Here is a 26,675-nt window from a genome sequence, read left to right on the forward strand (position 1 = left end):
CATTCTTTCTATAAAATCCCGTTTATCTTATTTTGCCTGTTTGAAGTTGTAATACGCTTACAGAATACGGATCCAATTTTCTTGTAAAGCTTTTGTTTATTCCTTTTATAGTTGATGTAACCGGTATTATTTTAACAGGATTAGTAATTGAATTTGTATCCTCAGGTTTGCTGCCTTTTACAACCGCTAATGTTGCTTGAGGGGAAATATTAGCTATGCCATCTAAGTTGATTTTTACGGCTTGCTTTTTTGCCGTTGTATTCACCATTTTGAGATAGACGGCACCGGTAGTATCGTTCATGGTAACAGAATAAAACAGCGTAGGAACCGTTTTTGATGTAATACCATCTGTACTGTCTTTCTTGCTAAGCGGCCTGATTTGAACAGGCACATCAGTGGCTGTGGCGGGCACAATCTTATTCCCTAAATACTGGCTGAACAGCTTTTGTACATAATAAGAAGGCGAACCGTAGCTTGACAATGCATCGTAGCCTATCAGATCAGAATCCCATTGCCATGCTTTAGGTGCAGTGGCGGTAGCCGTATTTACATTCACAAACAGGGGCGCATAACAAGACATGATAACAAGGTCCGAATTACGTTCCATCCCGGTCATCCAGGCAGCATCTCCTAAGGCTGCATTTAAATTAGTGGTAGGCACCCCTTCACGGGTGGCCCATTCACCAACAAAAATCTTAGGGCCGCTGCGGTCATACTTATCATATTGTGATGCATTTTCCCACATATCCCATGAGTTGCGGTAGTAATGTTCATCCAACACTTCAGGCTTTTTGCCCGACTTTACTTTCATATCGGGGTATTGTGCATCGGCTATGGTGGATATACATGTTAATTGCGGGTACTTCGCTTCAATAGCCGTTCTAAACTGCGTGAACCGTCCATCATAGCTATTCGATATGTCAAACCAATCTTCATTTCCTACTTCAACATACTTCAGTTTAAAAGGAGCCGGATGTCCGTTGGCAGCACGTTTGGCTCCCCAATAAGTACTGGTATCACCCGTTACATATTCTATTTCATCCAAAGCATCGTCTACATAAGGTTTTAAGAGCGGGCCGGCATCTACATGGTCGCCCTGTAGGGAATAACCAGCAAAAACCGCCAACACCGGCTCTGCATCCATATCTTCCGTCCACTCTAAAAACTCAAGTAATCCCATGCCATCCGAAGGGCGATATCCCCAGGAGCCTCTATGCCCTGGTCTGTTTTCCAGTGTACCCAATGTCGTTTTCCAGGGAAAAGCATCGGTAATCATCGGACCTTCTAAAAAATTACCACCAGGGAAACGAAGAAATTTAGGCTTCATATTCACCTGCATTTGCATCAGGTCAATTCTGTTACCGTTAGGACGATTGTTATAGGTCGGCGGAAATAAAGAAACAAGGTTGAAATAATACTGACCCATGCGGTCTGTAGAAATAACAAAGCGAGCATCCTTCGTTGGTTGTATGCCAGAAGCTGTGGTTAAGGTCAATTCATATTTTTTCCAATAATTGCTTTTCTCGAGATTGACGGTGCCTGAGGCATACACCGTTTTGCCATCCGGGCTTTCTAATGTTACAGTAATTGGTCCGGGGGTATTGTTTTCAATGACCGGAAGCGGTGGTGTGGTAGGTTTCGGCTCCCACGGATAACGAAAAGGTTCTCTCCGGTCGGTTCCCTTTATGTAGAATGAAGCTTTGTATGCGGTGGAAGGCTTTATCGGAATCCCCCAATATCCTTCATTAGCTATGCCCACTCTTCCCGCAGCTTTTTCTACGGTAAGCCGCAAACAGGTAGAAAGTGCGCCGTTTATTGCAAGGCGACGCTCATCGTAAGGCACGTTTTCTTCTGAAGTACCTATTAGTTTGATGCTCGCTTTTGCAGCAGAATCATCCCGCACTAAACTCCATCCTTCCGGTATATTTTTATTATCCTTGAATATCCGGTTACGTATCAGGTCCGCATACAAACCACCATCATAAGAATGGTTGATTTCTTCTGTCATCAAGCCATACAACATAGGACTAACATTGGCGCCGGGCTTTGTAAAATCTAATGTAATAACAGGCGTTTGCCCAACTGCAACTTGAGTCATACAAGCTGCTAGCAGCAACGTTACAAGATGCTTTTTTAAAGTAAGTTTGTTACTCCTTTTCCACTTCATAATAGACACGCTTTTAAAAGTTATTTGTTGACGTAAAAAATTTATTTATTTTATCAAGTTGTTGCTTTTCATCCATTCAAAAAGGGGCTGCATCCAACCCGGATGTTTAAAGATGAAGCCGTGATTGCCTATAGGATAAATATGTATTTCAACAGGCACGTTATTATGCCGGAGTGCTTCAAAATAAGCAATGCTGTTATCTACATCTACCACGTTGTCATCGGCCGCATGAGTGAGATAAGCCGGCGGCGAGTCTTTATCAATCTGCAACTCATTTGAATATTCATCGATTATTTCTTTTGATGGATGCGTATTTAGCAATTGCTTGCGCGAACCTGCATGCGTTAAACTATCCTGCATACTGATTACCGGGTAAACGAGTATCTGGAAATCGGGTCGCAGATTAGTGTTGCTTTTATTTTCAATTAAAGCTTTCCGGTAATGCGTAGCTTCTGTCGATGCCAAATGCCCACCGGCTGAAAAGCCAATAATACCAACTTTATTTATACCAACATTCCATTTAGCAGCGCTATCCCGCACGGTCTTAATCGCTTGCTGTGCATCCTGAAGCGGCGCTATTGTTTTATTCACCTCAAATGAATCGTTTGGCAACCGGTATTTCAGGACAAAGGCGGCAACACCATTTTTTACAAATTCCTTAGCGATTGCTATGCCTTCACCATCATAGACAATGACGCTGTAACCACCGCCGGGGCATATTACTATCGCTGTACCGTTCGCTTTCTCTTTTTCGGGCAAATACACTTCAAGCGTTGGATTAATGCTTCTTCGCACTAATCCGGATGGATTTTGTGGCACATCCGTTAATGTTGTAGACTTTGCATTAGGAATGCCGTTGGGGTAAAGGTTAATAATTTGCTGTGCCTGTAGGGCAAAAGGAAATAAGCATAGCGCAACCAGTAAAAATCTTGATGTATTCATATTTTCGTTAAAGAGTTCCTGCTTGGTTTACCAGGTTGTAAAATCATTGACAACGGTTATTTGTATTCGTTGTGCAAAACAAATTGTTCCTGCTAAGATAATTGCCGAAAAAAAATGAAGATCTTGCATTTTGTTATCAAATTTTTTTTTGTGATTAGGACTAATATAGGTGTTAATCCTTAAACAGCATGGGTGACAGTTCATGAGCGTATTTCAACGCCAGTCCAGATGCTATCGGTTGTTTTCGTAAGCCTTGTACCGCCTCTTCCACCTAATCCAAGGCTCACCTTTACATTATCAGCAGAGGGTGCCACAATGCGGAAGCGCACATAACCTTGCGAATTTACCTGTGGGTACATTTGTCCGGGCTGGTTTAAAGTGGAAGGCTTGAAGTCTTCTGGTACATTAGCTTGGGCTAAACAGGTTTGTGCACCTAATGTAGCTAGCGAGAGAATAATCAGATGTTTTAATTTCATATACAAGATTCTAAACCGTTGAGTTTTATTTTTTAAAAATAGTCATTATTGCCAACCGAAAGCTTTTTGCTATCACCCCGTAAAGCTTAACTTTTTGATTTACTTCTAAAAAAGCAACTGTGCAAAATGGTATAAGTCATTTCTCCACACCGGCCAGGTATGCCCACCCGGATATTCGTAGTAAGTATGTTTGATGTTGAGTTTATCCAATTCGCCTAACATAATCTGTCCATTTTTATAAGCAATGTCTTCTTTGCCACCTTCCGAAATCCAAAAAGCTTTTAAATTGTTATTGATTTTATCCCTATTGTCTTTCATAAAAGCGTACTGTGCATCCGAATTTTTACTGAGCATTGGCAATATCCATCCCGAACTAAATACGCCGAGATATGAGAACATATCTGTGTTATTAATGCCTGTATAAAGTGTATGTAAACCACCTAACGATAGCCCAGCCAATGCACGATGATTTGCGTTATTAGAAGCACCATAATTTTTTTCAACGAATGGAATTATCACCTGCTTCATTTCAGCCTCAAACATCTTTAAAGATCCTTCAACCCCGTTGGCACTAAAACCGCCGGCACCGACATTTGCATCCGGCATTACCACAATCATAGGTTTTGCTTTTCCCTCTGCAATAAGGTTATCCATTATCAAATTGGTTTTGCCCTGCATTGCCCAACCGGTTTGGTCTTCTCCGCCACCGTGCAGGATGTATAAAACAGGATATTTTGTGGTGGAATTTGCATCGTAACCCGGTGGCGTATAAATGTACATTTCGCGCCAGGAACGGGTGACAGGTGAATAATATTTTTTGATTCGGAGGTCGCCATGCGGCACCTCTTTTTCGGCATAATAATCGCCCCCGACAAAAGGTATTTCAATGCCACTGGCCATGCGTCCCATGCCATAAAAAGTTCGACTTGCAGGGTCCGCAACGGCAACGCCGTCTATCAACAATGAATAATAATGAAAACCTTCGCCGATGGAATCGGTGGTGACTATCCAATAGCCGCCGGTATCTTTTACCAGGTCGTATTTTTTACCCAAATCAATTTGCACTGTTTGTGCATCTGCTGCTTTAATGCGAAAGACTACCCGGTTATCCGGTAAGATCTGCGGATATTTTGCGTTCCGGACATTGGTGGACGCAGGCAAACCCAGTACGGTGTATTGAGAAAACTTTGACGCGTCTACGGGTTTAAAAATCAGCTGAGCGAATATAAATAAATCGTTCTTCCACACTTTAAAATCGTGCACGCCGGGCTCTACATAAAAGATATGCGGAACATTGTTTTGATACAGGTAATCATGTGTGCGCTTGCTGAATGGCATCAGTCCATCGTTATCACCACAGGAAATCCAAAGGAGCTTTATTTGTTCTCTTGCTTTTGCCGGATCAGGCACTAACTCGTTAGGCATTTTGGTATTGGGTGCGGATGAAAACGATCCAACCCACGCAAATTCATCAAGGTTACCCAAACCAAAGTTCAATGATTGGCCGCCACCCATTGATAAGCCAGCAATAGCGCGGTGCTCACGGTCGGTATAAACTCCGTAATGCTTTTCGATGTAAGGAATGAGGTCGTTGAGTAAATCCTGTTCAAAGGTTGCAAACGCATGCACCTTGGCACTGTCAAAAATATTGCCCGTAGCTCGGTCATCTTTCATCGCCCTGCCATTAGGAAGTACCACAATCATTGGTTCTACTTTGCCTTGCGCGTACAGATTATCCAATATGGTTTCGGGATGACCCTGTGAATACCATTCTTTTTCATCGCCGCCAATGCCGTGCAACAGATATAAAACGGGATATTTTTTCTTTTTCCGATAACCCGGCGGTGTATATATCAGGGCTTTTCTTGATGTGCCTACAGTCTTTGATGGATAGGTAATGGTATCAATTTTTCCGTGAGGGATGCCATTTTGAAGTGAATCAAAGCCGGGTAGGGAATGTTTTACACCGTCTTGTGCATCTAACCTGCCAGTTACGAAGATAGCAACAATCGGAAACAGGAAGCACAGTTTTACAAAGAATGCTGTTTTCGTCAAAATCATTTTGGAGCGTGTTACATTGATGAGTGGTAGGGGTTATTATTTTTTCATTTTGTAACCTAACAATGGCAACATTGCAGCAGCGTATCTCCTGCCCAATTCTCGGTAACCTGCCGCGTTGAAATGAAGGTGGTCTGCAGCAACCGTACACCCGGCAGATGAAATAACATGAGCAGTAGGTATCGTTTGCGGCAGGTTATCAATAATGGTATTCATCCTTGCGCAAATACCACCCTGGTCTGCATTGACCACTTCGCCTGAAAGCAATGGAACCGAGGCTGCATCTAAACTCAAATCTTTTAGCAGGTTATTATACACAACGTTTACCTTTTGCGGCCACGTGGTGTCACCGGTATTGGATTCCCCCTGGTGTAAAAGAATTCCTTTAACCACTCCATCCTTCTGTGCGAGTTTAGCCATCTCTACCAAACGGGCATACGGATTGCCTTCGTATTCTTTTATTATCCCTTTCATCCAAACCGGCGCGGTATCGGCGTAGGATTGATAATTTTCTTTATCAAACAGCTCAATTTTACATCCACCCACCGCAACGTTAATGATACCTACCCTTACGCCTGTAGGAAGATTAGCAAGCAACGTTCTTCCAAAATAGTCAGCTGGCGTCAAGCCGGTATGACAACGGCATAATGGGGGTACAGCCTGATACCAATTGCCTTTTGCTCTGTTTAGATCGGGACAATCAACCGCTTGCATCATGAGAAACCGGCCATTTGCCGTGGTATCCTGTGGTTCAAATTTAGCATTGCCTTCCATGTTGGATTGTCCAAGACAAAGGAAAACGAAAAACTTTTTATCCTGAGAAAAAGAAGAAAATACTATCAGGAAAAGTGCGGAGCAGAGCACAAGGCCTTTTCTTATGGTTGTGTAATTCATATGGTAACTTGTATGTTAATAAATGATGTTGATTAATCATTTTGTCGTGTTATCCCACGCGGTTGCCACTTAAATGCATTAGCCTAAACAAATTCAACTGCCTGTCGGGACACTGATGAAAATAGGTACCGGAGTATGACTCCGGCGGATGTTCCATACTTCATGAATAAAGTCGCATCGTCCTGGATACTCTTTTTACCATTCCTTATCTTTTCCAAACAGTTGTAAACCATTGTCATGTTCGTCGTCACACGCAATGATTGGTACGGGAACCCACTAAGTATACAGCGTGAACCTTGCGGGGGTACAAGGGTACCGCTAGTGTTTTTAATTGTAAAGGATTTTACCTGTCTACCGGCAACAATGCATTCACAATGTGCTGGCTTGACTTTAAGTGCTTAATACTTTGCGCCCTTAGTCTATATTCGGTTGACTCAATTTCATTTCCACCATTAGCGAATACTCTCAAGCTAAGTCGACACTAACTATTTACTTTCAGGTCTTGACTACTACTTTTTCGAGGAATACTTCTAACACCTCTATTAAGGCGCACAACATTTATCAACGAAAAGAGTTCCAGCTACTTCCATTGCAGATGCGACAATAACCTGAAGGTGTAATAATACGGATTTATTTTAGTTAAATAGTTTGCATATTGTTTTACTCTTTACCTAATCACCTTATAAAAGCATTATCTCTTGTTTGTGACTTTGTGGTCTATCATCATTTTAGAACCATTCCCAATCTTAAAAGAACTTTTTTGTCACAATTAAATTTTCGTTTTTCGGCTTGCACTGCAAATACGGATAAAAAGAATGTGTTATTTAATCGCTACTATTTTAACAGGTCCTAATAATCCTGACGGTTGCAGCGGTGAATTAGCTTGATAGAAAGGCATGGCAGTATATGTAATTTTGTTAGATATACCTGGTTGCGCATCCCCAATGAGGCGGTTTACCCATAGGTTGACTACTTTTATCTCCACCTTGTTTTCACCAGCTTTTAGCACACCCGTAACATCTACACGGTATGGGTGTTTCCAGACCACTCCTAATGATTTTTTATTCACTACTACTTCTGCCAGATTTTTTACATCACCCAGGTCTAACCAGATTTGCGAGCCTTTGGCAAGTGAGTTTCCTTGCATATGGACAGTCTTTGTATAAGTAGCTGTACCGGAGAAATATTTAATACCCGCATCGTTGTTTTCTGTATAAGAAGTCAACTTGTCAAAAGTTGTATTTGCAGGTGCACCGAGATTAGGCTGAAATGCTACATCAAGGGCCTTCAATGGTTGTTATTGCTTTTTCTGTTGTTGCAGGGAGGGTAGCAGTTGTTTTTGTTGCAGGTACTTGAAACACCACAAACACAGCATCATTAGGGGTTAATGCAAGATCGACCTTTGTCACTCCGTTTGCAATTACATAAGAAGCATTTTCTGTTTTACCTGTTTCAGGATGCCATATCTGCGGAGCTTTACTACCCAATTTGTTTTGGCGTTTACCCATCTATCTAAGTAACCTATAACAACAGCTTTTGAAGCCAGCGATCATGCATCGAGAGAATAGAATATTTTGAAGCAATTTATTATACAAAAGAGTCCGTGTTCCTTCTTAATCATTCTGCCAGTCTTTAACTGCAATTTATTACAGGTGATTACGTTTGAGAAGACATTTTATGGCTTTTATTAATTTTAAAAAATGTTGGTTTATAAGTTCTATTGATTTTGAATTTATAATATCACCCCGACGCCAATCCTATTTTTTCTTCAAGATCAAAAACATCTTTCAGAGCTCTCTTGGCGGCGTAATATCCGCACATGCCATGCACTCCCCCACCTGGCGGGGTCGATAATGAACAGATATATAAACCTTTGGCAGAAGTGCGATATGGAGAAAGACTTATCACAGGTCTTGTATACAATTGTGTTATATCAATTACGCCGCCGTTTATATCACCACCTATATAATTCGGATTATACTCCTGCATTTGAAAAGTATTTATGGTATGTCTTGCAAGTATCCGTTCCCTAAAACCAGGAGCAAAACGCTCTACCTGTTGTTCGATGGCTTCAGTCATGTCAACCTGCGATCCGTTTGGTACATGACAATAGGCCCATGCCGTATGCCTTCCTGCAGGTGCTCGTGATGCATCATACACACTTTGCTGTGCAAGCAAGACAAATGGCTTTTCAGCAATTTTGCCTTTAGACGTCAGTAGTTCTGCACTCGCAATTTCCGCAAACGTATTTCCCAAGTGTATTGTTCCCGCTTTGCTGCATGCATCAGCAGTGAAAGGGATCGTATCATCGAGCGCCCAGTCGATTTTGAATACACCCATTCCGTATCGGTACCTGTTCATCTGCCATTTATACAAAAAAGAAAATCTTTGCCCTGCTATTTTTAGTAATTGCTTTGGCGTCACATCAAATAATACTGCATCAGATACCGGAAGATCATCCAAGTGCTGAACATGAAAATTTGTTTGGATTTTTCCGCCGATTGATACAAAATAAGAGGCTAAAGCATTGGCAATGGAATATGATCCTCCCTTTGGAATCGGCCATCCTCTTAAGTGCCCGGTTGCCATCAATACCAGTCCTATAGCCGAAGAAGCAATATTGCTTAATGGCTGAATGGAATGAGCACACATACCCCCCCACAAACCTTTAGCTTCCTTTGTGACAAAACGGTTAGCTAAAAACTTAGCAGAGGTTATGGCGTTTAAACCAAATTGTGCAAGAGCTACCGGATGATCGGGAAAGTGAAGAGGCCCTAGCACATCGGGAGCAAGCTTTGGCCAGTCCTTGACTAATGGCCTCATCAACTTAAGGTACTGTTTCTCATCTCTTCCCAGAGACTGTGCTGTTTCCTCTACTGACCTGAACAAAGCTGCTGCACCTCCATCATCGAAAGGATGAGCTGCGGATACTTCAGGATAAATATATTCGAGGCCAAATTGATGTAAAGGTAATTGCCGAAAAAAAGGAGAACCTGCGGCGAGTGGATGAATAGCAGAACAAACATCATGTTTAAATCCTGGAAGCGTTAACTCTTTTGTCCGCAACCCACCACCGATGGTTTCTTTCATTTCAAGCAGCAAAACAGACAAACCTGCTCTTTGCATAGTAATCGCCGCTGACAAGCCATTTGGTCCGGAACCTACTACAATTGCATCATAATCCTTTCTTGCCATGCCTGTTTTTTATTTAAATTTTTCGGCCTTAAATAACACTTCACCATCCCGTTTAATTTGCCACCTGGTGATGGGGTTTACATGATAACCGTCAATGTCGCTACCCCTAGTATTTATCAACTGCATTAAATTCTTTGCGAGCCAACGTATTTAAATATGCATCTGCAATCCGCCATTGACACCGCCATCAAATTACACTGCTGTTGCTTTTTTTTAAAGGTGCCACAAACCTCTCTTTGTTGGCTTCTTTTGGGTCTCTCGGATGTAAAAGGGTCGCATGCTTTATGCCTAATGCCTTTAACGTCTTCACTGTTTTATCACGACTTTTTTTTATGGAGGCATCTTCGCCTGCCGTAGGTATTACAACAATGTCAGCTTTCTGTTTCCTCCGGCAAGTTGTATCAAGCTGTCACAATTTCTTGTCCTACCTTTCCGCCCCCGACAATCACCAGCGATCCTTTTCCGGTTCGACAGTTTTTTCAGTTTGTTGAGGCTTCACCTCCGTTTAAAATAAAAGTAACAAAGTAAATTGCTATTAAAATATTTTTTTATAATTAAATATTGATAAGTAATAATTGTCGTTAACTGATTAATACCCTTGATTTTGTTCTATGTTGCTGTTTGATACGATTTCGCTGGTTGGTATAGGAAATACATTTATTTTAATCTGCAATTCCTAATACAACCGCTATTCTTCCTCGCTACAAGGTCAAAACAACGGTCTGCCTAATTAGTTGAAAGAGCAATTGTTAATCAGAAATTTTTCCTTTACGTTCTGCAAAAAGATCTTGAAGAAAGTTCTACAAAAAATTTTTAGATTAGATAGATTAGAATTATCTATCGTTAAGGAACTGAAAGAAGCAATTAAAAGAAATAGCAACGAGAATAATTTAATACTATGTATGTGTTTTATTCCGTTGGTGCAAGTGAAGAATTAGTAACTGAACTTTATATTAAAAGCAAGTAAATTAAACGACAATGAATCTCTCACATCACCATTCGCACCATGAGGATAGCAATACAGTTCCTGCCGCAAAGTTGCATCACAAAGAGGCAGACGAGCATGAAGGGCACGATAAACATTCTGGTCATCATACTGCAGACTTTCTAAAACGGTTTTGGATTTGTCTTACCCTCACTCTGCCTGTTCTTTTGTTAAGCCATATGATACAACAATGGCTTGGGTTTAATTTAAGATTTAATGGAGATAGTTACATATTACTACTATTAGCCTGTATAATTTATTTCTATGGAGGCATGCCTTTTTTTAAAGGCATGATAAGTGAAGTGAAAGACCGTGCAATAGGGATGATGACATTAGTAGCCTTGGCAATTTCGGTCGCATTCTTCTATAGTGTGGCGGTTGTGTTTGGCTTAAAAGGGATGGACTTCTTTTGGGAGCTTGCCACACTTATCGATATAATGCTTTTGGGCCACTGGTTAGAAATGCGTTCTACAATGGCGGCGTCAAACGCATTACAATCACTGGTAGCCTTATTGCCTTCAATAGTACATGTAGAAAGAAATGGTATTGTAACAGATGTGAATGTAAAGGAATTAAAGAGAGACGACATTGCTGTAATAAAACCGGGTGAAAAAATACCAGCGGATGGTGTAGTTACGGAGGGCAGCTCTTATGTAAATGAAAGTGTTTTAACGGGCGAAAGTTTACCTGTAAAAAAAGAGAACGAAGCAAAAGTAATTGCAGGTGCAATAAACGGCGATGGGTCTTTGAAAATCAAAGTAACAGGTACTGGTGAAGATAGCTACCTGAATAAAGTGATAACACTTGTACAATCAGCGCAAAGCGCAAAATCGAATACACAAAATCTTGCAGATAGAGTAGCGAAATGGTTAACCATTATTTCAATAGCTGTAGGTGTTTTCACCTTTATTGCATGGTTTCCCAATCATGATCTGGCCTTTGCCTTAGAGCGCATGGTAACAGTTATGGTAACATCTTGTCCTCATGCTCTTGGGGTAGCAATACCTCTGGTAGTTGCCATTTCGACTACAGCTTCGGCAATGCATGGTTTGCTTATAAGAAATCGAACTGCTTTTGAAAATGCAAGAAAACTCACTACAATTATATTCGATAAAACCGGTACACTTACTAAAGGTTCACATGAAGTACAAACGGTAATTAGCCGATCAGATAAATACAGTAATGATGAAGTATTGGAGTATGTAGCAGCAGTGCAACAACAATCAGAACATTACATTGCGAGAGGTATACTAAGAAAACTAAAAGAGAAAAATCTTGAGCTATGGCCATCATTAGATTTTAAATACATACAAGGTGTTGGAGTTTCGGGAACCGTAAATGGCAAACAGGTAGTTGCAGGCGGTCCTAATTATTTCGCCCGAGAGAATAAGCCAGTTCCCGAAATACCAAAAGAAATTGACCAGAATACAGAGACTGCAACTTATGTATTAGTTGATAATGAACTTGCAGGTTTTATAACATTATCTGACACTATTCGTGAAACTGCATCAGAAGCTATTGCCCAGCTTAAAAGCATGAATATTAAATCTTATCTGCTTACCGGCGATAACAATAAAATTGCATCTTCTGTAGCCACTAAGTTAAATATGGATGGATATTTTGCAAATGTGTTACCTCACGAAAAACTTGATAAAATAAAAGAGTTCCAATCAAAAGGTGAAGTGGTAGCCATGACAGGCGACGGTGTTAATGACGCACCAGCCTTAGCGCAGGCTGATATAGGAATTGCAGTAGGTAGTGGCACAGATGTAGCTGCAGAAACAGCAGATATCATTTTAGTAAACAGCGACCCAAAAGACGTTGTGCAAATGATCGACTTTGGAAGAAAGACCTATCGTAAAATGATACAAAATCTTGCTTGGGCTGTCGGATATAATGTTGTCGCCATTCCTTTGGCAGCAGGTGTCTTATATCCTTACTTTATGCTAAGTCCTGCAATGGGAGCTGTACTTATGAGTTTAAGCACAGTAATCGTTGCTATTAACGCAAGAACTTTGAAACTACAATAAGTCATTAAGGTCAAGATATTAGTGACGACAATCATGAAAGTAGCCAGTTAATGCCCACATTTAAAGCAGTTTTAAAAGCGTCACGAACAGTTAAAAAAAGATAAGTATCAGTTAAGAGCATCAGCCACAATAAGACGGCATGGGCCAGGTGAAGCTCTTCTTTTCATGCCTAATTTCATTTATTTCTTACCTAGTCACAATTTGTACTAGGTTCTCCACTTAAATTTGGAAAATGATGAAGAAAAAAATGTTGAATGGGCTATGCATTATCCAGAGGAAATAACCGCTACATTTGAACGGCACTGTTGGAAATATAAATAACCAAATCAAATAATATGCTGAATCAAGCTTTCATTGCAGAACTAAAACACGAAGCTGCATCCACAAAGAGAATTTTAGAAAGAGTCCCTGAAGGAAAATTTGACTGGAAGCCGCATGAAAAATCAATGACGCTGGGCCGGCTGGCTTCGCATGTTGCTGAACTGCCAGGTTTTCTAAATTCTATATTAACGATGGATGAATTTGATTTTGCTAAGGGAGATTACAAGGCTTCACATGCAAATACACCGGAAGAACTGATGAACGTTTTTCAACAAAAATTAGATGAAGTTGTACAGACGCTGCAAAATACAAGCGATGAAAAAATGCAGGCGAACTTTACATTGCAAAGCGGCGGTCACGTCATTGCTACAGTTCCCCGAATGGTGGCCATTCGTTCAATGGCGTTGAATCATATCATTCATCACCGTGGACAAATAGCGGTGTACCTTCGCTTACTCGATATTCCGGTTCCGGGCATGTATGGTCCAAGTGCGGATGAAATGTAAATTCTGGCGTTGTTCGCAGGGAAGCAGGTAACCAAACAGTAATATTTTTCTGGCTTCTGTTGATTCTGGGGCGGGTAACAGGTGAAAGGATTATAGTTTCTCGTAGTTTCTTGTACCTCTAAAATTATTACTAAATGCTGTCTGTCAAGGGCAGCATTTACTGTTTATGGTCATTGTTCAGCATTCTGACTAACATAACAGCCGGGCTGAGTCTTTTGTCTGGTTTCGCTGCTGGCTTTTTCCATCATCGTTCTTTAGGTTTGATTGTTTTACACGTATCTAAGCTGTCAGTTACAACTGCTGTTAACTTCTAGGGGCCGGCGTGGGCGACATTTTAGTCCTAAGCTGATTAAAATTTCTGCATTCAACATTGAAGGTCGGCCAAGTAAAACTCTATTACCCAATTATTACATCAAATGCGGATTAGCGGTTCGCGATAGTTGTCTTGTATTTCAGTTCCAAATTCCATTTATTTCTGTCAGAATGATTGGTTTTCCGTCTGTGACTACAATGGTATGTTCATGCTGTGCCATAAATCCTCCTTTATTTCCAACCATTGTCCAACCATCGTCAAGTGTTTTGGCAAACGTTGAGGCTGTTGTTATAAACGTTTCAATGGCGACTACAGAGTTCTTTTTAAATCTTGTATGATTAAAACGGTCCCTGTAATTAGCTATTTCGCCTGGTTCTTCGTGAAGGCTTCTGCCTATTCCGTGTCCTGTTAAGTTCTTAATTACTTTGTAACCGCGTTTCCTGGCTTCCGTTTCAATCAAATGTCCTATGTCTGATATACGAACGCCGCCCTTTATATTATGGATTGCTTTATGCAAAATCTGTTTTGAAGCATCTACAAGTTTTTGGTGTCGGCTAACGTCTTCACCAAGCACAAATGATGCACCATTGTCCGACCAAAAACCCTCAACTTCGGCAGAAACGTCTATGTTTATCAAGTTGCCGTCTCTTAGAACTTTGGTTGAAGAGGGAATACCGTGACAGAATTCGTTTCCGACGCTTATGCAGGTACAACCGGGAAACTTATATGCAAGGAGCGGAGCAGAATTAGCACCAAAATCTTTAAGAATACTTGCACCGAAGTCGTCAAGTTGTTTTGTTGTCATACCAGGTTGAGCATAGTTTTTCATTTCCTTTAAAGTATAGGCAACAGCTTCACTTGCTTTTTTCATCCCGATTAGTTCAGCTTCTTTTGTTATTGACATAGCCGTTTTTTCAATTTGTTCGTTTAAGCTTCATATTGTTCGAAAGAGCACCGCGAACAAAAGTAAATGTTGTTCCTAGAACAACTGTTGTTTGTATTTGATCTAACAATGCAACTTTTACAGCGCCTATTGATGCCTTTTTTTAAAGACAGTAAGGCGGAGACCGACATCTATTTTTATTCAAGGTCTCGCCGGGCCCAGACCTTATTAGTGCGCCATATTGCCAATGCAATGTTAGCCATTCGAGCTTTTCGTTGTGAAGTTATTGCAATGATATTCGCCTTTTTGGATCTAACACTTAAATAATCGGTGATGCCTTCCTGGCGTAACATCCATCCTCGTGATGAAACAGATATTTTTTCGTTTTATTCTCCAATAGTACCTGTCTTGACTTTTCCTGCTCGCTTGTAATTGGCAATAATAACTCCACTTGGTGTAACTGTACTTTCTACTAATGTAAATGCTGCCGGAATTGGGCCGTCATCAAACAACTTTTTTCCATGACCAAGAGTCAGCGGGTGAATGTTGAGCCAAAGTTCGTCTACCAGATCATTCTTAAGTAGCAGTTGAACTAGTTCGCCACTACCCCAAACTTGGATGTCAGAACCATTTGAATTTTTAAGTTTTTCAATATCTGCCAGGCTATTAAAGAAAACTGAGTTTTTCCAATCTGACTTTTTCCGTGTCGTTGATAGTACGTATTTCGTGACATCATTAATACCCGGCCATCCACTTTCATGCTGTGGCCAGTAGCCCTCCCAGATCTCAAATGTTTTTCTGCCCAAAAGAACATCTGCAGGTCTCATCAGTTTTTCCATAACCCTACCATACACTTCGTCGCCATACGGTGCTACCCAACCGCCATATTCAAAACCGCCTGATGTATCTTCCTCGGGCCCACCAGGGGCTTGCATTACTCCATCTAATGTAATCATTGATAAGACTCTTATTTTTCTCATACTTTAAAAATTGGTTTGGCGATACAAATCTCGCTGATAAAGTTTGTGCTATTGAAGCGTAGATGCGACAATTCCGGTGGGTAAATGCGAAAAGTATTTTTAGTCTTAAGACAGGCGGGAGTTGGCGCTAGAGCACTACGCCAACCAGCAGTATTTGCGACGCCGGGCATTCGATGCTTGTCACCCCTCACCGAAAATAATTTTTGTTTTGTATAGGAATTTAACTGCGAATGCTCAAAAGCATTACAGCTGCCGAGGTAGATTCCTACATGCCCTGCCCCTTTATACTACTCAGTTCTTAAACTCTTGATAGGATTTTCAGTAGCTGCTTTTATCGCCTCGAAACTTATCGTTACTAAAGCAATCACTACAACAAGTAATCCTGCTACAAAAAATATCGACCAACTTATGTTAATGCGATAAGCGTAATTATGTAACCAGTTATTCATTACATACCATGCTATAGGCGAAGCAATTACAAAAGCAATGAAAACAAGCGTTATAAAATCTTTTGAAAGCAGCATTACGATATTTGAAACAGAAGCACCTACCACTTTGCGAATGCCAATTTCTTTTGTTCTTTGTATCGTTGCAAACAACGACAAACCAAGTAATCCAAGACATGCAATGAAAATGGCAAATCCGGCAAATATGGCAAACACAATCCCGAATAACCGATCACTAGCATATTGCTGATTAAACTTTTCATCAAGAAAAAAATAATCGAAGATGTTGCCAGGGAAAAAAACATCGTATTTTTTCTTTAACGCAGCAATGGTTGAAGAAAGATTCATCGCATCAACTTTTATAGAAAAAGGACTGGCAATATTTGTAGCAGGGTAAAACATGGCAGGTTCTATAGCATATTTTAAAGACTTTTCATGAAAGTCTGCAATAACACCTTTAATATCCCAGGTTTGATTACGTTGTATAATTTGTTTGCCAATTGCATCTTGCGGAGATTTAAATCCAAAAAGCTTTGCTGCTGTTTCATTGAGAATAACATCATGCAATTTATCCCAATCAGGATTATAATCAGTTGTCGCAAAGTTGCTTCCCGCTAAGAGTCTGATTTGATATACACTTATATAATCAGGACTTATTCCCATGGTACGAACTGAAAAATGTGTTTCGTTTTGCACATCTTTTCTGCGCACATCAAAATTTCTTCCCCATTCATCACCGGGTAAACGCCAGGAGTATGCTGCGCCTGATACATGTGGCAGTTGTTTTACTTCTTCAATAAATGCATTTTGTTTAATAATGAAAGTAGAGTCCCAATTTGTTAATAGTGGTGGTTTGACAATAAGCATTTGAGACATATTGAAGCCAAGATCCTGATTGCTTACGTATTGCATTTGTTTATACACTAGAAACGATCCGATAATTAGTGCAACTGTTACAGCAAATTGTCCTACAACAAGTACCTTACGTAGAACAATGCCTTTGCGTGATGTAATAAACCTGCCTTTTAAAACAGCGATAGGTTTAAATGACGACAATACAAAAGCAGGATAAAATCCGGAGATAAGAATTCCGGCGATAATTAATGCAACCAATGCAGTAGAAATACTAAAACCATTGAATACGATAAGGATAACTGATGGCGAATTAATTGGTTAAAGGAGCTTTGAAGAACACTTACAAGCAATAACGCCAGGAAAAAAGCAATAATGTTGATGATTAGAGATTCTGTTAAAAACTGTTTTATTAACTGTTGCCGTGTAGCACCTACAACTTTTCTTACACCTACTTCCTTTGCCCGTTCCATTGATTTGGCGGTAGAAAGATTTATGTAATTTATCCATGCGATAATAATGATGAGGACGGCAATAATTAATAATCCCCAGACAACAGTTGCACTTGTTGTGCTTCCGATTTCATACTCGAAATCAGAATATAAATGAGCCTTGTTTAAAGGTTGCAAATAAAATTTCTCAATGGAGCCGGAAACTTTAGTTCCCTGAAAATGCCGTTGGCTGAATGACCGAAACTTCGCTTCCAGAACCTTATCATTTGTGCCATGTTTTAGTTGTATGTAATGATAGAAATCAGAAGCGGTAAAACTATAATCTGCATCTTTCCATGCGGTGGGTCCACTGTATAGAGTTACGAAAGAAAGAAGTATATCAAATTGCAGATGCGAATTTTCGGGTACATCTTTTAAAATGCCTGTTATTTTATAAGGCAAAGAATCTATGCCTTCATTAACTTCTTTTCCTATAAGTGAACCATAACCATAGCTTACACCAAATAATCTATTGGCAATCGTTTGCGAAAGAATAAGTGAACGAGGTTCCTGTAAGGCCGTTCTTGCATCGCCTGCAAGGAGTGGATAACTGAACATCCGAAGGAAAGAATTATCAACGGCAAGTATAGTAAGGTCACCAATCTTTTTAGTATTAAACTGAATAATCTCTTTATCAAATAAGATAGCACGGGTGTGATCCGCCACTTCTGGAAAATCGTTCTGCATAGCTTTACCAATAGCAGAATAAGTTATGGTGCCGTGCTGAATAAGTTTTCCGTTTTGATAACGATCATTTACAATGCGATAAATATCACTTGCATTTTTATTGAACTGGTCAAAACTTAATTGGAAACTTACATACTGCAATATCAGCAAACAGGCTGCCATGCCAATAGAAAGTCCTGCAATGTTGATGAGAGAAAACGTTTTATTCTTCATCAAATTCCGCCATGCCGTTTTGAGATAATTGCGTAACATGACAAGAAGTTTTAAATTGTTGGTAACACATTATGGGAATTTTTGTTATTGGCTTTTGAAACCCTCCTCATCGCCTGTTGTATCACTCACTTGTACTTATGAAGTTTGTTGAGCACAGAATAAACGGTATAAGTATGCGACGCAACGGAAGCTTAATTTCTACTCTGAGTTCGGCTCAAAAAAATTCATGTATACTTATCATTGCCTTACTCTGTTCTTAAACTTTTCACCGGGTTGGCAATGGCGGCTTTTACTGCCTGGAAACTGACTGTGGCAAGTGCAATAACGATTGCTGCTAAACCTGCCACTACAAAAATCCACCAACTGATGTTAATGCGATAAGCAAAATCTTCAAGCCATTGATGCATGAAATAATAAGCGACAGGCGAAGCAATAACCAGAGAGATAATAACAAGCCTGATAAAATCTTTTGATAATAACAATACCACTCCTTGCGTAGTTGCGCCCAGAACTTTTCTTATGCCTACTTCTTTTCTTCTCCGTTCTGCGGTGTATGCAGCAAGACCAAACAAACCTAAACAACCAACAAAAATGGCGATAGCTGTAAATATCCAAAGCAAGGCTTTCAATTTATCTTCTGCCTTGTACATCTGCTCAAAATTCTCATCGAGAAATTTATACTCAATTGGGTATTCGGGTGAAAATTTAACCCATGCACTTTCTACACCTGCAATTGTATTGCTAAGATTTCCTGTACTCATTTTCACAGCAACTTTCCACGCAGCATCGGGGAATATTTGCAGTACAGCAGCTTCTACTTTATCATATAAACTTTTATAATTAAAATCTTTTACTACGCCAATCACCTGCCCTTCCTTCAACGAATCCGGATTTGACGCTCCCCAAACGTGCCAATACAGTTTTTGGCCAAGTGCTTTTTGAGGTACGTTAAATCCCAATTGTTTTACTGCAGTTTCATTAAGAATGAATGCATGATCTTTATCTGTTCCCATTGATTTTGAAAAATCTCTTCCTGCTACCAATTGTAATCCTAATGTTTTAATATAATCATAATCAACCAATAATTCTGTTACAGATTCACTCACCCGCTGGCCATTTCTTGGTACAATAATATCATCTCCGGCAACAGCATCACCAGGAAAACCATAACCAATAGAAACAGAAGAAACACCAGGAGCTTTCAACAACTCATTCTTAAAGGCATCCACATTTTTGAACATGTTATCTCCGCGCATGGGGAAGAACATGATTTGTTCTTTATTGAAGCCAAGGTCTTTGTTGTGCAGGTAATCCACCTGCCGGTACACGATGATGGCACTAATAATAAGCAGTACAGACAATGCAAATTGAATAACAACAAGTCCATGTCTTAACCATGGAATTTTACCGGCGTCTTCATCGCCTGATACTGAAGATTTCAACACTTTTACAGGTTTAAAGCTCGATAAAACAAGCGCGGGATAAAATCCCGCAAGCAAGCCAACTATGATCGCTAACGCAATGAGCAAGAGAATAACAACAGGATTCAAAAATAGCGCAAGCGAAATACTCTTGCTGGTGAAATTATTCATCCACGGAAGGAATATTATACCAAGAACAACTGAAATAATGATACTGATAAAAGCAAGTAAAACTGTTTCTCCAATAAATTGAAATATCAGCTGCTTTTTATCAGCACCAATTGTTTTGCGCACGCCCACCTCTTTTGCGCGTTGTAATGATTTAGCAGTAGCAAGATTGATGAAGTTGAAACAAGCGATCAACAAAATAAAAATCGCGATAATGGTAAGTGCCCTTACATAAGTAATGTTACCTCTTTGGGCTGCGTCGTAAACGAAATTGGCAGAGTAAAGATGAATATCTTTCAAAGCCTGGAAATGAGGAACATCAGCAGTGTTGGCAAGCCGGTTAAAAGGTGCTGATTTTTGTTTTACCTCCGCCCGGAATTTTGTTTCCAATACCTTTACATTGGTTCTCTTTTTTACTTTAAAGTAAGTATAAAATTGATTCCACGTCCAGCTTTGCATTCTTTCGGGTGGCAAATGTTCTGCTGATAAAGAAACAAGGTAATTGAACTGTAAATGAAACTTCGGGTCTTTAACAAAAACACCTTTTACAAGATAAGGTTCTTTGTCCATTAATATTTGCTTTCCAACAGGATTTTCATTCCCAAAAAATCGTTGCGCCATTTCTGCTGATACCACAATTGAGCCCGGATCATCTAATGCCTTTTTTAAAATGCCATATTTAAAATTAAGAGGAAATACATCGAAGAAAGTAGAATCGACATAATACCCACTTTCCTCGTACAACTTCCTCTCCCCTGCTTCAAAAAGTGTTTTGTATTCGGGTAACATCATCACACGGGCCGTTTGCTCCACCTCGGGGAAATCTTGCTTCAATGTTGTTGCATACATTGGTGAAACAACAGCTTTTTGGCCCGTTACCTCATTGTTTTTATAATCGCTATAAACACGATAAATCCACGCACCATCCGGAAAAGATTTATCATACTGGTGTTCATCCCACACAAACAGGCCAATTAAAATGCAGGCACTCAGCCCAAAGGTTAAACCTACAATATTAATAAATGAAAAGCCTTTATGTCTTGTAATGTTTCTCAATGCAACTTTGAAAAAGTTTCTAATCATAGGGCAAAGTGTTACAAGTAAAAGATTCCGGTTTTAGTTTTTCGGTTTTTAATTTTTCTTTTTCCATGTTTCCAGCTTTTGTTCTTTGTAGCATCGCCTGTTGTGTCACTTAGTTCAGCCGTTCTGAACTTTATTCAGCTACCTGTCTTCATCATTAATAATTTATAATTCACAACTCACCACACTACTCGGTTCTCAAACTTTTCACAGGGTTTGCGACGGCTGCTTTAACCGCTTTGATACTTACCGTTATAAGGGCAATGCTGAATGTTATTAATGCAGCTAAAGCAAAAATCCACCAGCTAATTGTTATTTTATAAGCAAAGTTTTGCAACCATTTGGTCATCGTCCAATAGGCAATAGGCAAGGCAATGCATGTAGCGATTATAACAGGCTTTAATAGATCTTTTGAAAGCAAGACAACAATGTTTTGTACAGATGAACCTAATACTTTTCTTACTCCGATTTCTTTAACGCGTTTGGTTGCCGTAAATGATGCAAGTCCGAATAAGCCAAGGCAAGCCACAAATATTGCTAACGTTGCAAAGACTGTTAAAATAGTTTGCTGGCGCAAGTCTTTTTTATAGAGATCATTGAACTGATTGTCTAAAAAGCTGTATTCAAAAGGGTAAGCAGGTGCAACAGCTTTATATGCTTTTTCTACCAATGCTACATCTGCCTGTATATTGCCGGGTTTAAATTTCACCAAAGCCACTCTTCTGTCTTTTGCAGGAGAGATAACCAATGCATCCATATTTTCTTTCAACGATAAAAAATTGAAATCATCCACCACTCCAATTATTCTACGTTTTGCACTGTCACGCACAGTATTGTGTATCCATTTGCCAATGGCTTGTTCTGGTTCCCATCCTAATTTTGATGCGGCAGTTTTATTTAATAAAACTGCATCTGTTGTATCTGTAGGAAATTGCGCTGAAAAATCTCTGCCTGCGATAATTTTCAAACCTAGTGTTTTCACAAATTCAAAATCTGCAAATTCCGTTCGTGCATTCCATTTCTCATTATGACCCTCTACATCAAACATATGAGAATCAAAAAAACCACCTGGTTCTCCTGACATCATTGAAACTGATTTAACATTATCCTGATTTTGCAAATCAGTTTTAAAAACATTCATATTGTTATAAATATCATTGTTGTCAATGCGCACCACTACCGTTTGTTCTTTATTATAACCAAGCTGCTTGTTTTTTACATAACTCATCTGTTTGGTAATGATGATTGTGCCGACGATAAGAAATACTGAGATGCTGAACTGCACGATAACTAATGCCTGCCTGAAAGCAGTGCCTCCTTTGCCAAGTTTTAACTTGCCTTTAAGCGCCTGTATAGGTGAAAACGCTGAGAGAAAAAAAGCAGGATAACTGCCTGCCAAAAAACCAACAACAATTACTACACCCGTAAGAAATAGATAAATCGGTGCAGCATTCCACGAAACAGTTAAAGAATAGCCAAGCAACCGGTCATACAGGGGGATAGTCAAAAACAAAAGGCCAATAGAAAGCAAACATGAAATAGCTGTTAATAAAATAGATTCGCCAATAAACTGCCACACAAGACTATTACGCAATGCGCCCAGCACCTTGCGTAAGCCAACTTCTTTTGACCGGTCAACTGCACGAATAGTCGATAGGTTCATAAAGTTGATGCAGGCGATTAAGAGTATTAGTACAGCGATAGAAAGAAAAATATACACGACCACTTTATCACCATGCCTTGCATCATCAAAGGTGACGTTATCGAAATAAACATCTTTTAACGGCGTAAGTGAAAGTGTAAAGTGAAAGCCATACTTCTTCATATCACCGCCTAAATATTTTTCAAGAAATTGAGGCAATCTCCTTTCAACTTGTTGTCGTGTTACTTGTGGATTTAGCAATACATACGTGTACATACCGTTGTTAATCCACGCGGTCATAGTGCCATTGCTCTTATAGTTTTCAATCGGAACAACCAGATCGAAATAGAGATGGGAATTAGAAGGAATATCTTTAGCAATGCCCGTTACTTTTAGTGGCAGGTTATTATCAAGCTCAATCACTTTACCCAGAGCTTTATCAACAGTTCCAAAATATTTTTTTGCGGTTGTTTCTGTTAGTACAACGCTGTTAGGGTCTTTTAAAACTTTTGCAGCATTGCCTTTAATTAATGGAAAAGAAAACATGCTGAAAAAATCTGAGTCGACATCATATACTTTTTTTTCATGAAAAGATGTGTTACCAATCGTTACTAAATTATCGTTTGGAATTACACGAACTGCTTTTATTATTTCACCTTTGAAATCATTAAGCAGGGCAGGCGCATAGAGCCCCGAAAGGTAAGATACAGAGCCTTGCTTTCCTTCATTCTCAAAGCCACGCAATACACGATAAATGTGGTCGCCATTCTTATGAAATCTGTCAACACTAAATTCATTGACGATAAATAGAAATATCATCATGCACACTGTTATGCCAATGGTCAATCCAAGAATATTGATGAAAGAAAAAACTTTATTCTTCATCAAATTGCGCCATGCTGTTTTAATATAATTTTGAAACACGATGTACGATTTAAGTGATAGGTTTTAAGTTTTATTAAACATTCCCATTTTTACTTCGTCCGAAATGGTTTACATGACTTGCAATGCATATTGCCGTTAATCCGGCTGCAACAAAAATCCCCCGATTTCCGCTGTTTGATTTATCTGTGCATCATTGACGATTCACCATTCACGTTATTATTCCGCTCTCAAACTTTTTACCGGATTTGCCACTGCTGCTTTTAATGCCTGGAAGCTTATGGTTGCAAGTGCGATAACTATCGCAGCAATTCCGCTGACAAGAAATATCCACCAACTGATGTCGATGCGATAGGCATAATCCTGCAGCCATTGGTTCATGTAATACCATGCAATGGGTGTTGCAATGGTAAAAGCAATTGCAATGAGTATGATAAATTCTTTTGAAAACAAATAAACAATGTTGCCTGCAGTTGCACCCAGCACTTTACGGATACCTACTTCTTTAATTCTTTGTGCAGCCATGAAGGAGGCTAAACCATACAAGCCGAGGCAGCTGAGGAATATCGCAATCGCTGCAAAAATTTTATACAACTGCGACAACTGGTTTTCCTGTTTGTAAAAACTTTCAATCTTATCGTCCAAAAACCTGTATTCATACGCATTATTTGGAAATGTTTGCTCCCATATTTTCTTGATCGATTGCATGGTGGAAGCCATGTTTGCGGTTGGAAGTTTTATGGAAGCCTGCCGGTACATGGTAGCGTTTGTGGCTATAAGCAATGGTGCAAGCTCCTGGCGTAAAGACCTGTCATTAAAATCTTTCAATACGCCGACGACAGGACATTTTATTACGCCACCCATTATGCTTATTTCTTTGTTCAATATATCTTCCGGTTTTTTAAGTCCTAAACTTTTTACCATCGATTCATTTACCAAAAATTCCTTTGTAGGACCGGAAGGTTCGAGGTTTCTTCCGGCTACCAATTGTAATTTGTAAGTCGGCACATAGTCATTGTCCGCGAATTTGCTGATAGCCTGGAAATCGGCATCCTTTATTGCATGATCAAACCTGAATGTAGTGAACATATTATTATTATCTTCCATCGGCGAGTTAGAATTGAAGCTCACCGCCAGCACACCATTCGACAATAGCTGCTGCTTTAAATAATCTGTCAGCTTTCCGCCGGTACTATCCGGGCGATAAGGAAGATTTACAATGGCATCTTTATCGAAGCCTAATGGCTGATTCATAAAATAATTCATCTGCTGTATAATGACGAGTGTTCCGATAATAAGTGCCTGTGCTATGATGAATTGAAACACCACCAATCCTCTTCTTAATGAAATTCCCTTTGCTGCATTTACTGCGAGTTTACTTTTTAACGCATCAATAGGATTGAAACGCGATAAAACAATCGAAGGATAAAAACCGGCAAGTGCGGTTACAACAATTATTACACTTAAAAGAAATAAAATAACTGCAGGAGTGGTTAGTATTTTGAATGATAGCGAAAGTTCTAAAAGTTTGTTGACATAAGGCAATGTAAGAAGTGTAATACCTGCAGCAAGTATTACAGCAATGGTTACTATCAATAATGTTTCGACGATAAACTGGAGTTGTAATTGAACCTTATTACTTCCTAAAACTTTTCTTACACCAACTTCCTTTGCGCGATTAACAGCCTGCGCAGTAGACAGGTTGATAAAGTTTACACAGGCAATCAACAATATGAATGCTGCAATCAGCCACAATACGTTAACCAGTTCGTGAGTGACTGTTTTGTTGCTGTAATTTCCGGTTTGTGCGTCATAATGTATAGCACTTAATGGTTGTATAGCATAGCTATCCTTATTATCCGGAGGTAGCACCTTTCGGGCGAATGCGCTGAATTGTTGATTGATATTGTCAACAGAAATATTTGATGGCAACAAAACATAACAACCAAAATCAGGTGCTGATCCATCCCACCCCGGTTGTTGAAAACCAAATTGAGCATCGCCGGTAAAATCTGTTCCATATGCGATCACCAATTTTAGCTGAAAATCTGTATTTGCGGGTATTGTTGCAAGAATTCCTGAAACTTTCAGCGCTGTTGGGGGGAACTGGAACAATCCTGCGCCCATGCTGTAATATCCTGTTAGTTTAATGGTTTTACCCATTGCTGTTTTCCAATCGCCGAAATAGGTTTCTGCGATCTCTTTTGTAAGCAACACGTTGCCCGGATCTTTTAAAGACTCGTATGAACCTGCAAGCAACGGAAAATTGAACATTTTAAAGAATGATGGTGATGTATAGAACACACCGGCAGGCTCTTTGAAATTCTTTACAGGAGTACCGTTATCATCCAATACCTGTAACTCATCATTGTGGCTTGCATAAACGGGGGCCACTTGTTCAAGCTGAGGAAAAGCAGTTTTCAATCCCTCAGGCATAGCGAAAGGAACGTTTTTGGCGTAAGTGATATTTCCGGCATCTGCATGATGAGACTCAGTTAACACACGAAAGATTTGACCTTTCTTTGGGTGAAAGTCATCGAAGCTTGTTTGAAATTGTATAATGATGAAGATCATCATACAAACGGCAATACCAACAGCTAATCCCGCAATATTGATAATAGCATAATTCCTGTTACGGAGCAAACTTCTAAATGCAGTTTTGAAATAATTTCGGAACATAAATAACTTGTATTTAACTTAAAGCCACCAAAGGAATACCGACTTCATAAATTTCTGGTTATCAACTTATTAATAAATCCTACATGCAATTGACGTGTACGTTTTTGATACAGTAATGTTCGTATTTATTACAGGGCTAAGTCTCTGTGCAATAAATTTTCACCAACGGTATAATTTAGGATCCATTAAAACGTGACTGTAGTTGCCATTTGAACATCCAACCTCAATTCGATGGGCGTGCTTCGGTGTGCGACAAAGTGTTTAGTAAGTTTGAATTTGTAAATTTGTTTTTCACCTATGTTTCAAACAAATTACAAAATTGATGAGCAGAATATTGAAAACGAGTAACATTCCTACACATCAA

The 26,675-nt window shown here is 39.6% G+C and carries 17 protein-coding genes; 2 read left to right on the forward strand and 15 right to left on the reverse strand.

The window, feature by feature from the left end:
* Positions 1-22 precede the first annotated feature (22 nt).
* The 8 genes from B154_RS0100995 to B154_RS0101030 all read right to left on the reverse strand — a co-directional run bounded on the left by B154_RS0100995 (position 23) and on the right by B154_RS0101030 (position 9,732).
* Positions 23-2,167, reverse strand: coding sequence for an alpha-L-arabinofuranosidase C-terminal domain-containing protein (locus B154_RS0100995; protein WP_018611137.1), 2,145 nt, complete (start codon positions 2,165-2,167; stop codon positions 23-25).
* A gap of 45 nt (positions 2,168-2,212) precedes the next feature.
* Positions 2,213-3,109: an alpha/beta hydrolase gene (locus B154_RS0101000; RefSeq protein ID WP_018611138.1), complete on the reverse strand. Its 897-nt coding sequence runs from the start codon at positions 3,107-3,109 to the stop codon at positions 2,213-2,215.
* 200 nt (positions 3,110-3,309) lie between these two features.
* Positions 3,310-3,585 (reverse strand): hypothetical protein, encoded by a 276-nt coding sequence (locus B154_RS0101005; protein ID WP_018611139.1) that lies wholly within the window; start codon positions 3,583-3,585, stop codon positions 3,310-3,312.
* Positions 3,586-3,690: 105 nt separating this feature from the next.
* Complete coding sequence (locus tag B154_RS0101010) at positions 3,691-5,646, reverse strand: alpha/beta hydrolase-fold protein (RefSeq protein WP_018611140.1); 1,956 nt, start codon at positions 5,644-5,646, stop codon at positions 3,691-3,693.
* Positions 5,647-5,682: 36 nt separating this feature from the next.
* A complete protein-coding gene (locus B154_RS0101015; protein WP_033410819.1) occupies positions 5,683-6,537 on the reverse strand; it encodes a sialate O-acetylesterase in 855 nt (284 codons plus the stop codon).
* 820 nt (positions 6,538-7,357) lie between these two features.
* Entirely contained in the window at positions 7,358-7,828 is a 471-nt protein-coding gene (locus B154_RS0101020; protein WP_026259879.1) for a glycosylhydrolase-like jelly roll fold domain-containing protein, read from the reverse strand.
* Positions 7,815-8,045, reverse strand: a complete 231-nt coding sequence (locus tag B154_RS0101025) for a hypothetical protein (RefSeq protein WP_026259880.1) — start codon at positions 8,043-8,045, stop codon at positions 7,815-7,817. Before B154_RS0101025 ends, B154_RS0101020 begins: the two co-directional genes overlap by 14 nt.
* A 232-nt stretch (positions 8,046-8,277) precedes the next feature.
* The gene (locus B154_RS0101030; protein WP_018611142.1) at positions 8,278-9,732 is read right to left on the reverse strand and encodes a phytoene desaturase family protein; all 1,455 of its coding nucleotides are present in this window, start codon (positions 9,730-9,732) and stop codon (positions 8,278-8,280) included.
* A 978-nt stretch (positions 9,733-10,710) separates the two neighbouring features.
* Between B154_RS0101030 and B154_RS0101045 the strand changes: the two genes are divergently transcribed.
* Together B154_RS0101045 and B154_RS0101050 are read left to right on the forward strand one after the other, a co-directional pair.
* A complete protein-coding gene (locus B154_RS0101045) occupies positions 10,711-12,747 on the forward strand; it encodes a heavy metal translocating P-type ATPase (RefSeq protein ID WP_018611145.1) in 2,037 nt (678 codons plus the stop codon).
* A 335-nt stretch (positions 12,748-13,082) separates the two neighbouring features.
* The gene (locus B154_RS0101050) at positions 13,083-13,574 is read left to right on the forward strand and encodes a DinB family protein (RefSeq protein ID WP_018611146.1); all 492 of its coding nucleotides are present in this window, start codon (positions 13,083-13,085) and stop codon (positions 13,572-13,574) included.
* Positions 13,575-14,026: 452 nt separating this feature from the next.
* Here the strand turns inward: B154_RS0101050 and map are convergent, their stop codons facing one another.
* The 7 genes from map to B154_RS0101090 all read right to left on the reverse strand — a co-directional run bounded on the left by map (position 14,027) and on the right by B154_RS0101090 (position 26,311).
* On the reverse strand, positions 14,027-14,791 hold the full coding sequence (map, locus tag B154_RS0101055) for a type I methionyl aminopeptidase (RefSeq protein WP_018611147.1): 765 nt from the start codon (positions 14,789-14,791) through the stop codon (positions 14,027-14,029).
* A gap of 365 nt (positions 14,792-15,156) precedes the next feature.
* Complete coding sequence (locus tag B154_RS0101065; protein WP_026259882.1) at positions 15,157-15,750, reverse strand: dihydrofolate reductase family protein; 594 nt, start codon at positions 15,748-15,750, stop codon at positions 15,157-15,159.
* A gap of 287 nt (positions 15,751-16,037) precedes the next feature.
* Complete coding sequence (locus B154_RS31725) at positions 16,038-17,309, reverse strand: ABC transporter permease (protein WP_051084260.1); 1,272 nt, start codon at positions 17,307-17,309, stop codon at positions 16,038-16,040.
* On the reverse strand, positions 17,297-18,478 hold the full coding sequence (locus B154_RS31730; protein WP_051084261.1) for an ABC transporter permease: 1,182 nt from the start codon (positions 18,476-18,478) through the stop codon (positions 17,297-17,299). The genes B154_RS31725 and B154_RS31730 overlap by 13 nt, the downstream gene beginning before the upstream one ends.
* Before the next feature lie 206 nt (positions 18,479-18,684).
* Positions 18,685-21,111, reverse strand: coding sequence for an ABC transporter permease (locus B154_RS0101075; protein WP_018611151.1), 2,427 nt, complete (start codon positions 21,109-21,111; stop codon positions 18,685-18,687).
* A 184-nt stretch (positions 21,112-21,295) separates the two neighbouring features.
* Positions 21,296-23,635, reverse strand: a complete 2,340-nt coding sequence (locus B154_RS0101085; RefSeq protein ID WP_018611155.1) for an ABC transporter permease — start codon at positions 23,633-23,635, stop codon at positions 21,296-21,298.
* A gap of 216 nt (positions 23,636-23,851) precedes the next feature.
* Entirely contained in the window at positions 23,852-26,311 is a 2,460-nt protein-coding gene (locus tag B154_RS0101090) for an ABC transporter permease (protein ID WP_018611157.1), read from the reverse strand.
* Positions 26,312-26,675: the final 364 nt, after the last annotated feature.

This window comes from Segetibacter koreensis DSM 18137, from assembly GCF_000374045.1.
Lineage (GTDB): Bacteria > Bacteroidota > Bacteroidia > Chitinophagales > Chitinophagaceae > Segetibacter > Segetibacter koreensis.

Excerpts from the sequence above, each read along its gene's own strand:
- B154_RS0100995 (WP_018611137.1), bottom strand. The coding sequence starts at position 2,167 with ATGAAGTGGAAAAGGAGTAACAAACTTACTTTAAAAAAGCATCTTGTA.
- B154_RS0101000 (WP_018611138.1), bottom strand. The coding sequence starts at position 3,109 with ATGAATACATCAAGATTTTTACTGGTTGCGCTATGCTTATTTCCTTTT.
- B154_RS0101005 (WP_018611139.1), bottom strand. The coding sequence starts at position 3,585 with ATGAAATTAAAACATCTGATTATTCTCTCGCTAGCTACATTAGGTGCA.
- B154_RS0101010 (WP_018611140.1), bottom strand. The coding sequence starts at position 5,646 with ATGATTTTGACGAAAACAGCATTCTTTGTAAAACTGTGCTTCCTGTTT.
- B154_RS0101015 (WP_033410819.1), bottom strand. The coding sequence starts at position 6,537 with ATGAATTACACAACCATAAGAAAAGGCCTTGTGCTCTGCTCCGCACTT.
- B154_RS0101025 (WP_026259880.1), bottom strand. The coding sequence starts at position 8,045 with ATGGGTAAACGCCAAAACAAATTGGGTAGTAAAGCTCCGCAGATATGG.
- B154_RS0101030 (WP_018611142.1), bottom strand. The coding sequence starts at position 9,732 with ATGGCAAGAAAGGATTATGATGCAATTGTAGTAGGTTCCGGACCAAAT.
- B154_RS0101045 (WP_018611145.1), top strand. The coding sequence starts at position 10,711 with ATGAATCTCTCACATCACCATTCGCACCATGAGGATAGCAATACAGTT.
- B154_RS0101050 (WP_018611146.1), top strand. The coding sequence starts at position 13,083 with ATGCTGAATCAAGCTTTCATTGCAGAACTAAAACACGAAGCTGCATCC.
- map (WP_018611147.1), bottom strand. The coding sequence starts at position 14,791 with ATGTCAATAACAAAAGAAGCTGAACTAATCGGGATGAAAAAAGCAAGT.
- B154_RS0101065 (WP_026259882.1), bottom strand. The coding sequence starts at position 15,750 with ATGAGAAAAATAAGAGTCTTATCAATGATTACATTAGATGGAGTAATG.
- B154_RS31730 (WP_051084261.1), bottom strand. The coding sequence starts at position 18,478 with ATGTTACGCAATTATCTCAAAACGGCATGGCGGAATTTGATGAAGAAT.
- B154_RS0101075 (WP_018611151.1), bottom strand. The coding sequence starts at position 21,111 with ATGATTAGAAACTTTTTCAAAGTTGCATTGAGAAACATTACAAGACAT.
- B154_RS0101085 (WP_018611155.1), bottom strand. The coding sequence starts at position 23,635 with ATGAAGAATAAAGTTTTTTCTTTCATCAATATTCTTGGATTGACCATT.
- B154_RS0101090 (WP_018611157.1), bottom strand. The coding sequence starts at position 26,311 with ATGTTCCGAAATTATTTCAAAACTGCATTTAGAAGTTTGCTCCGTAAC.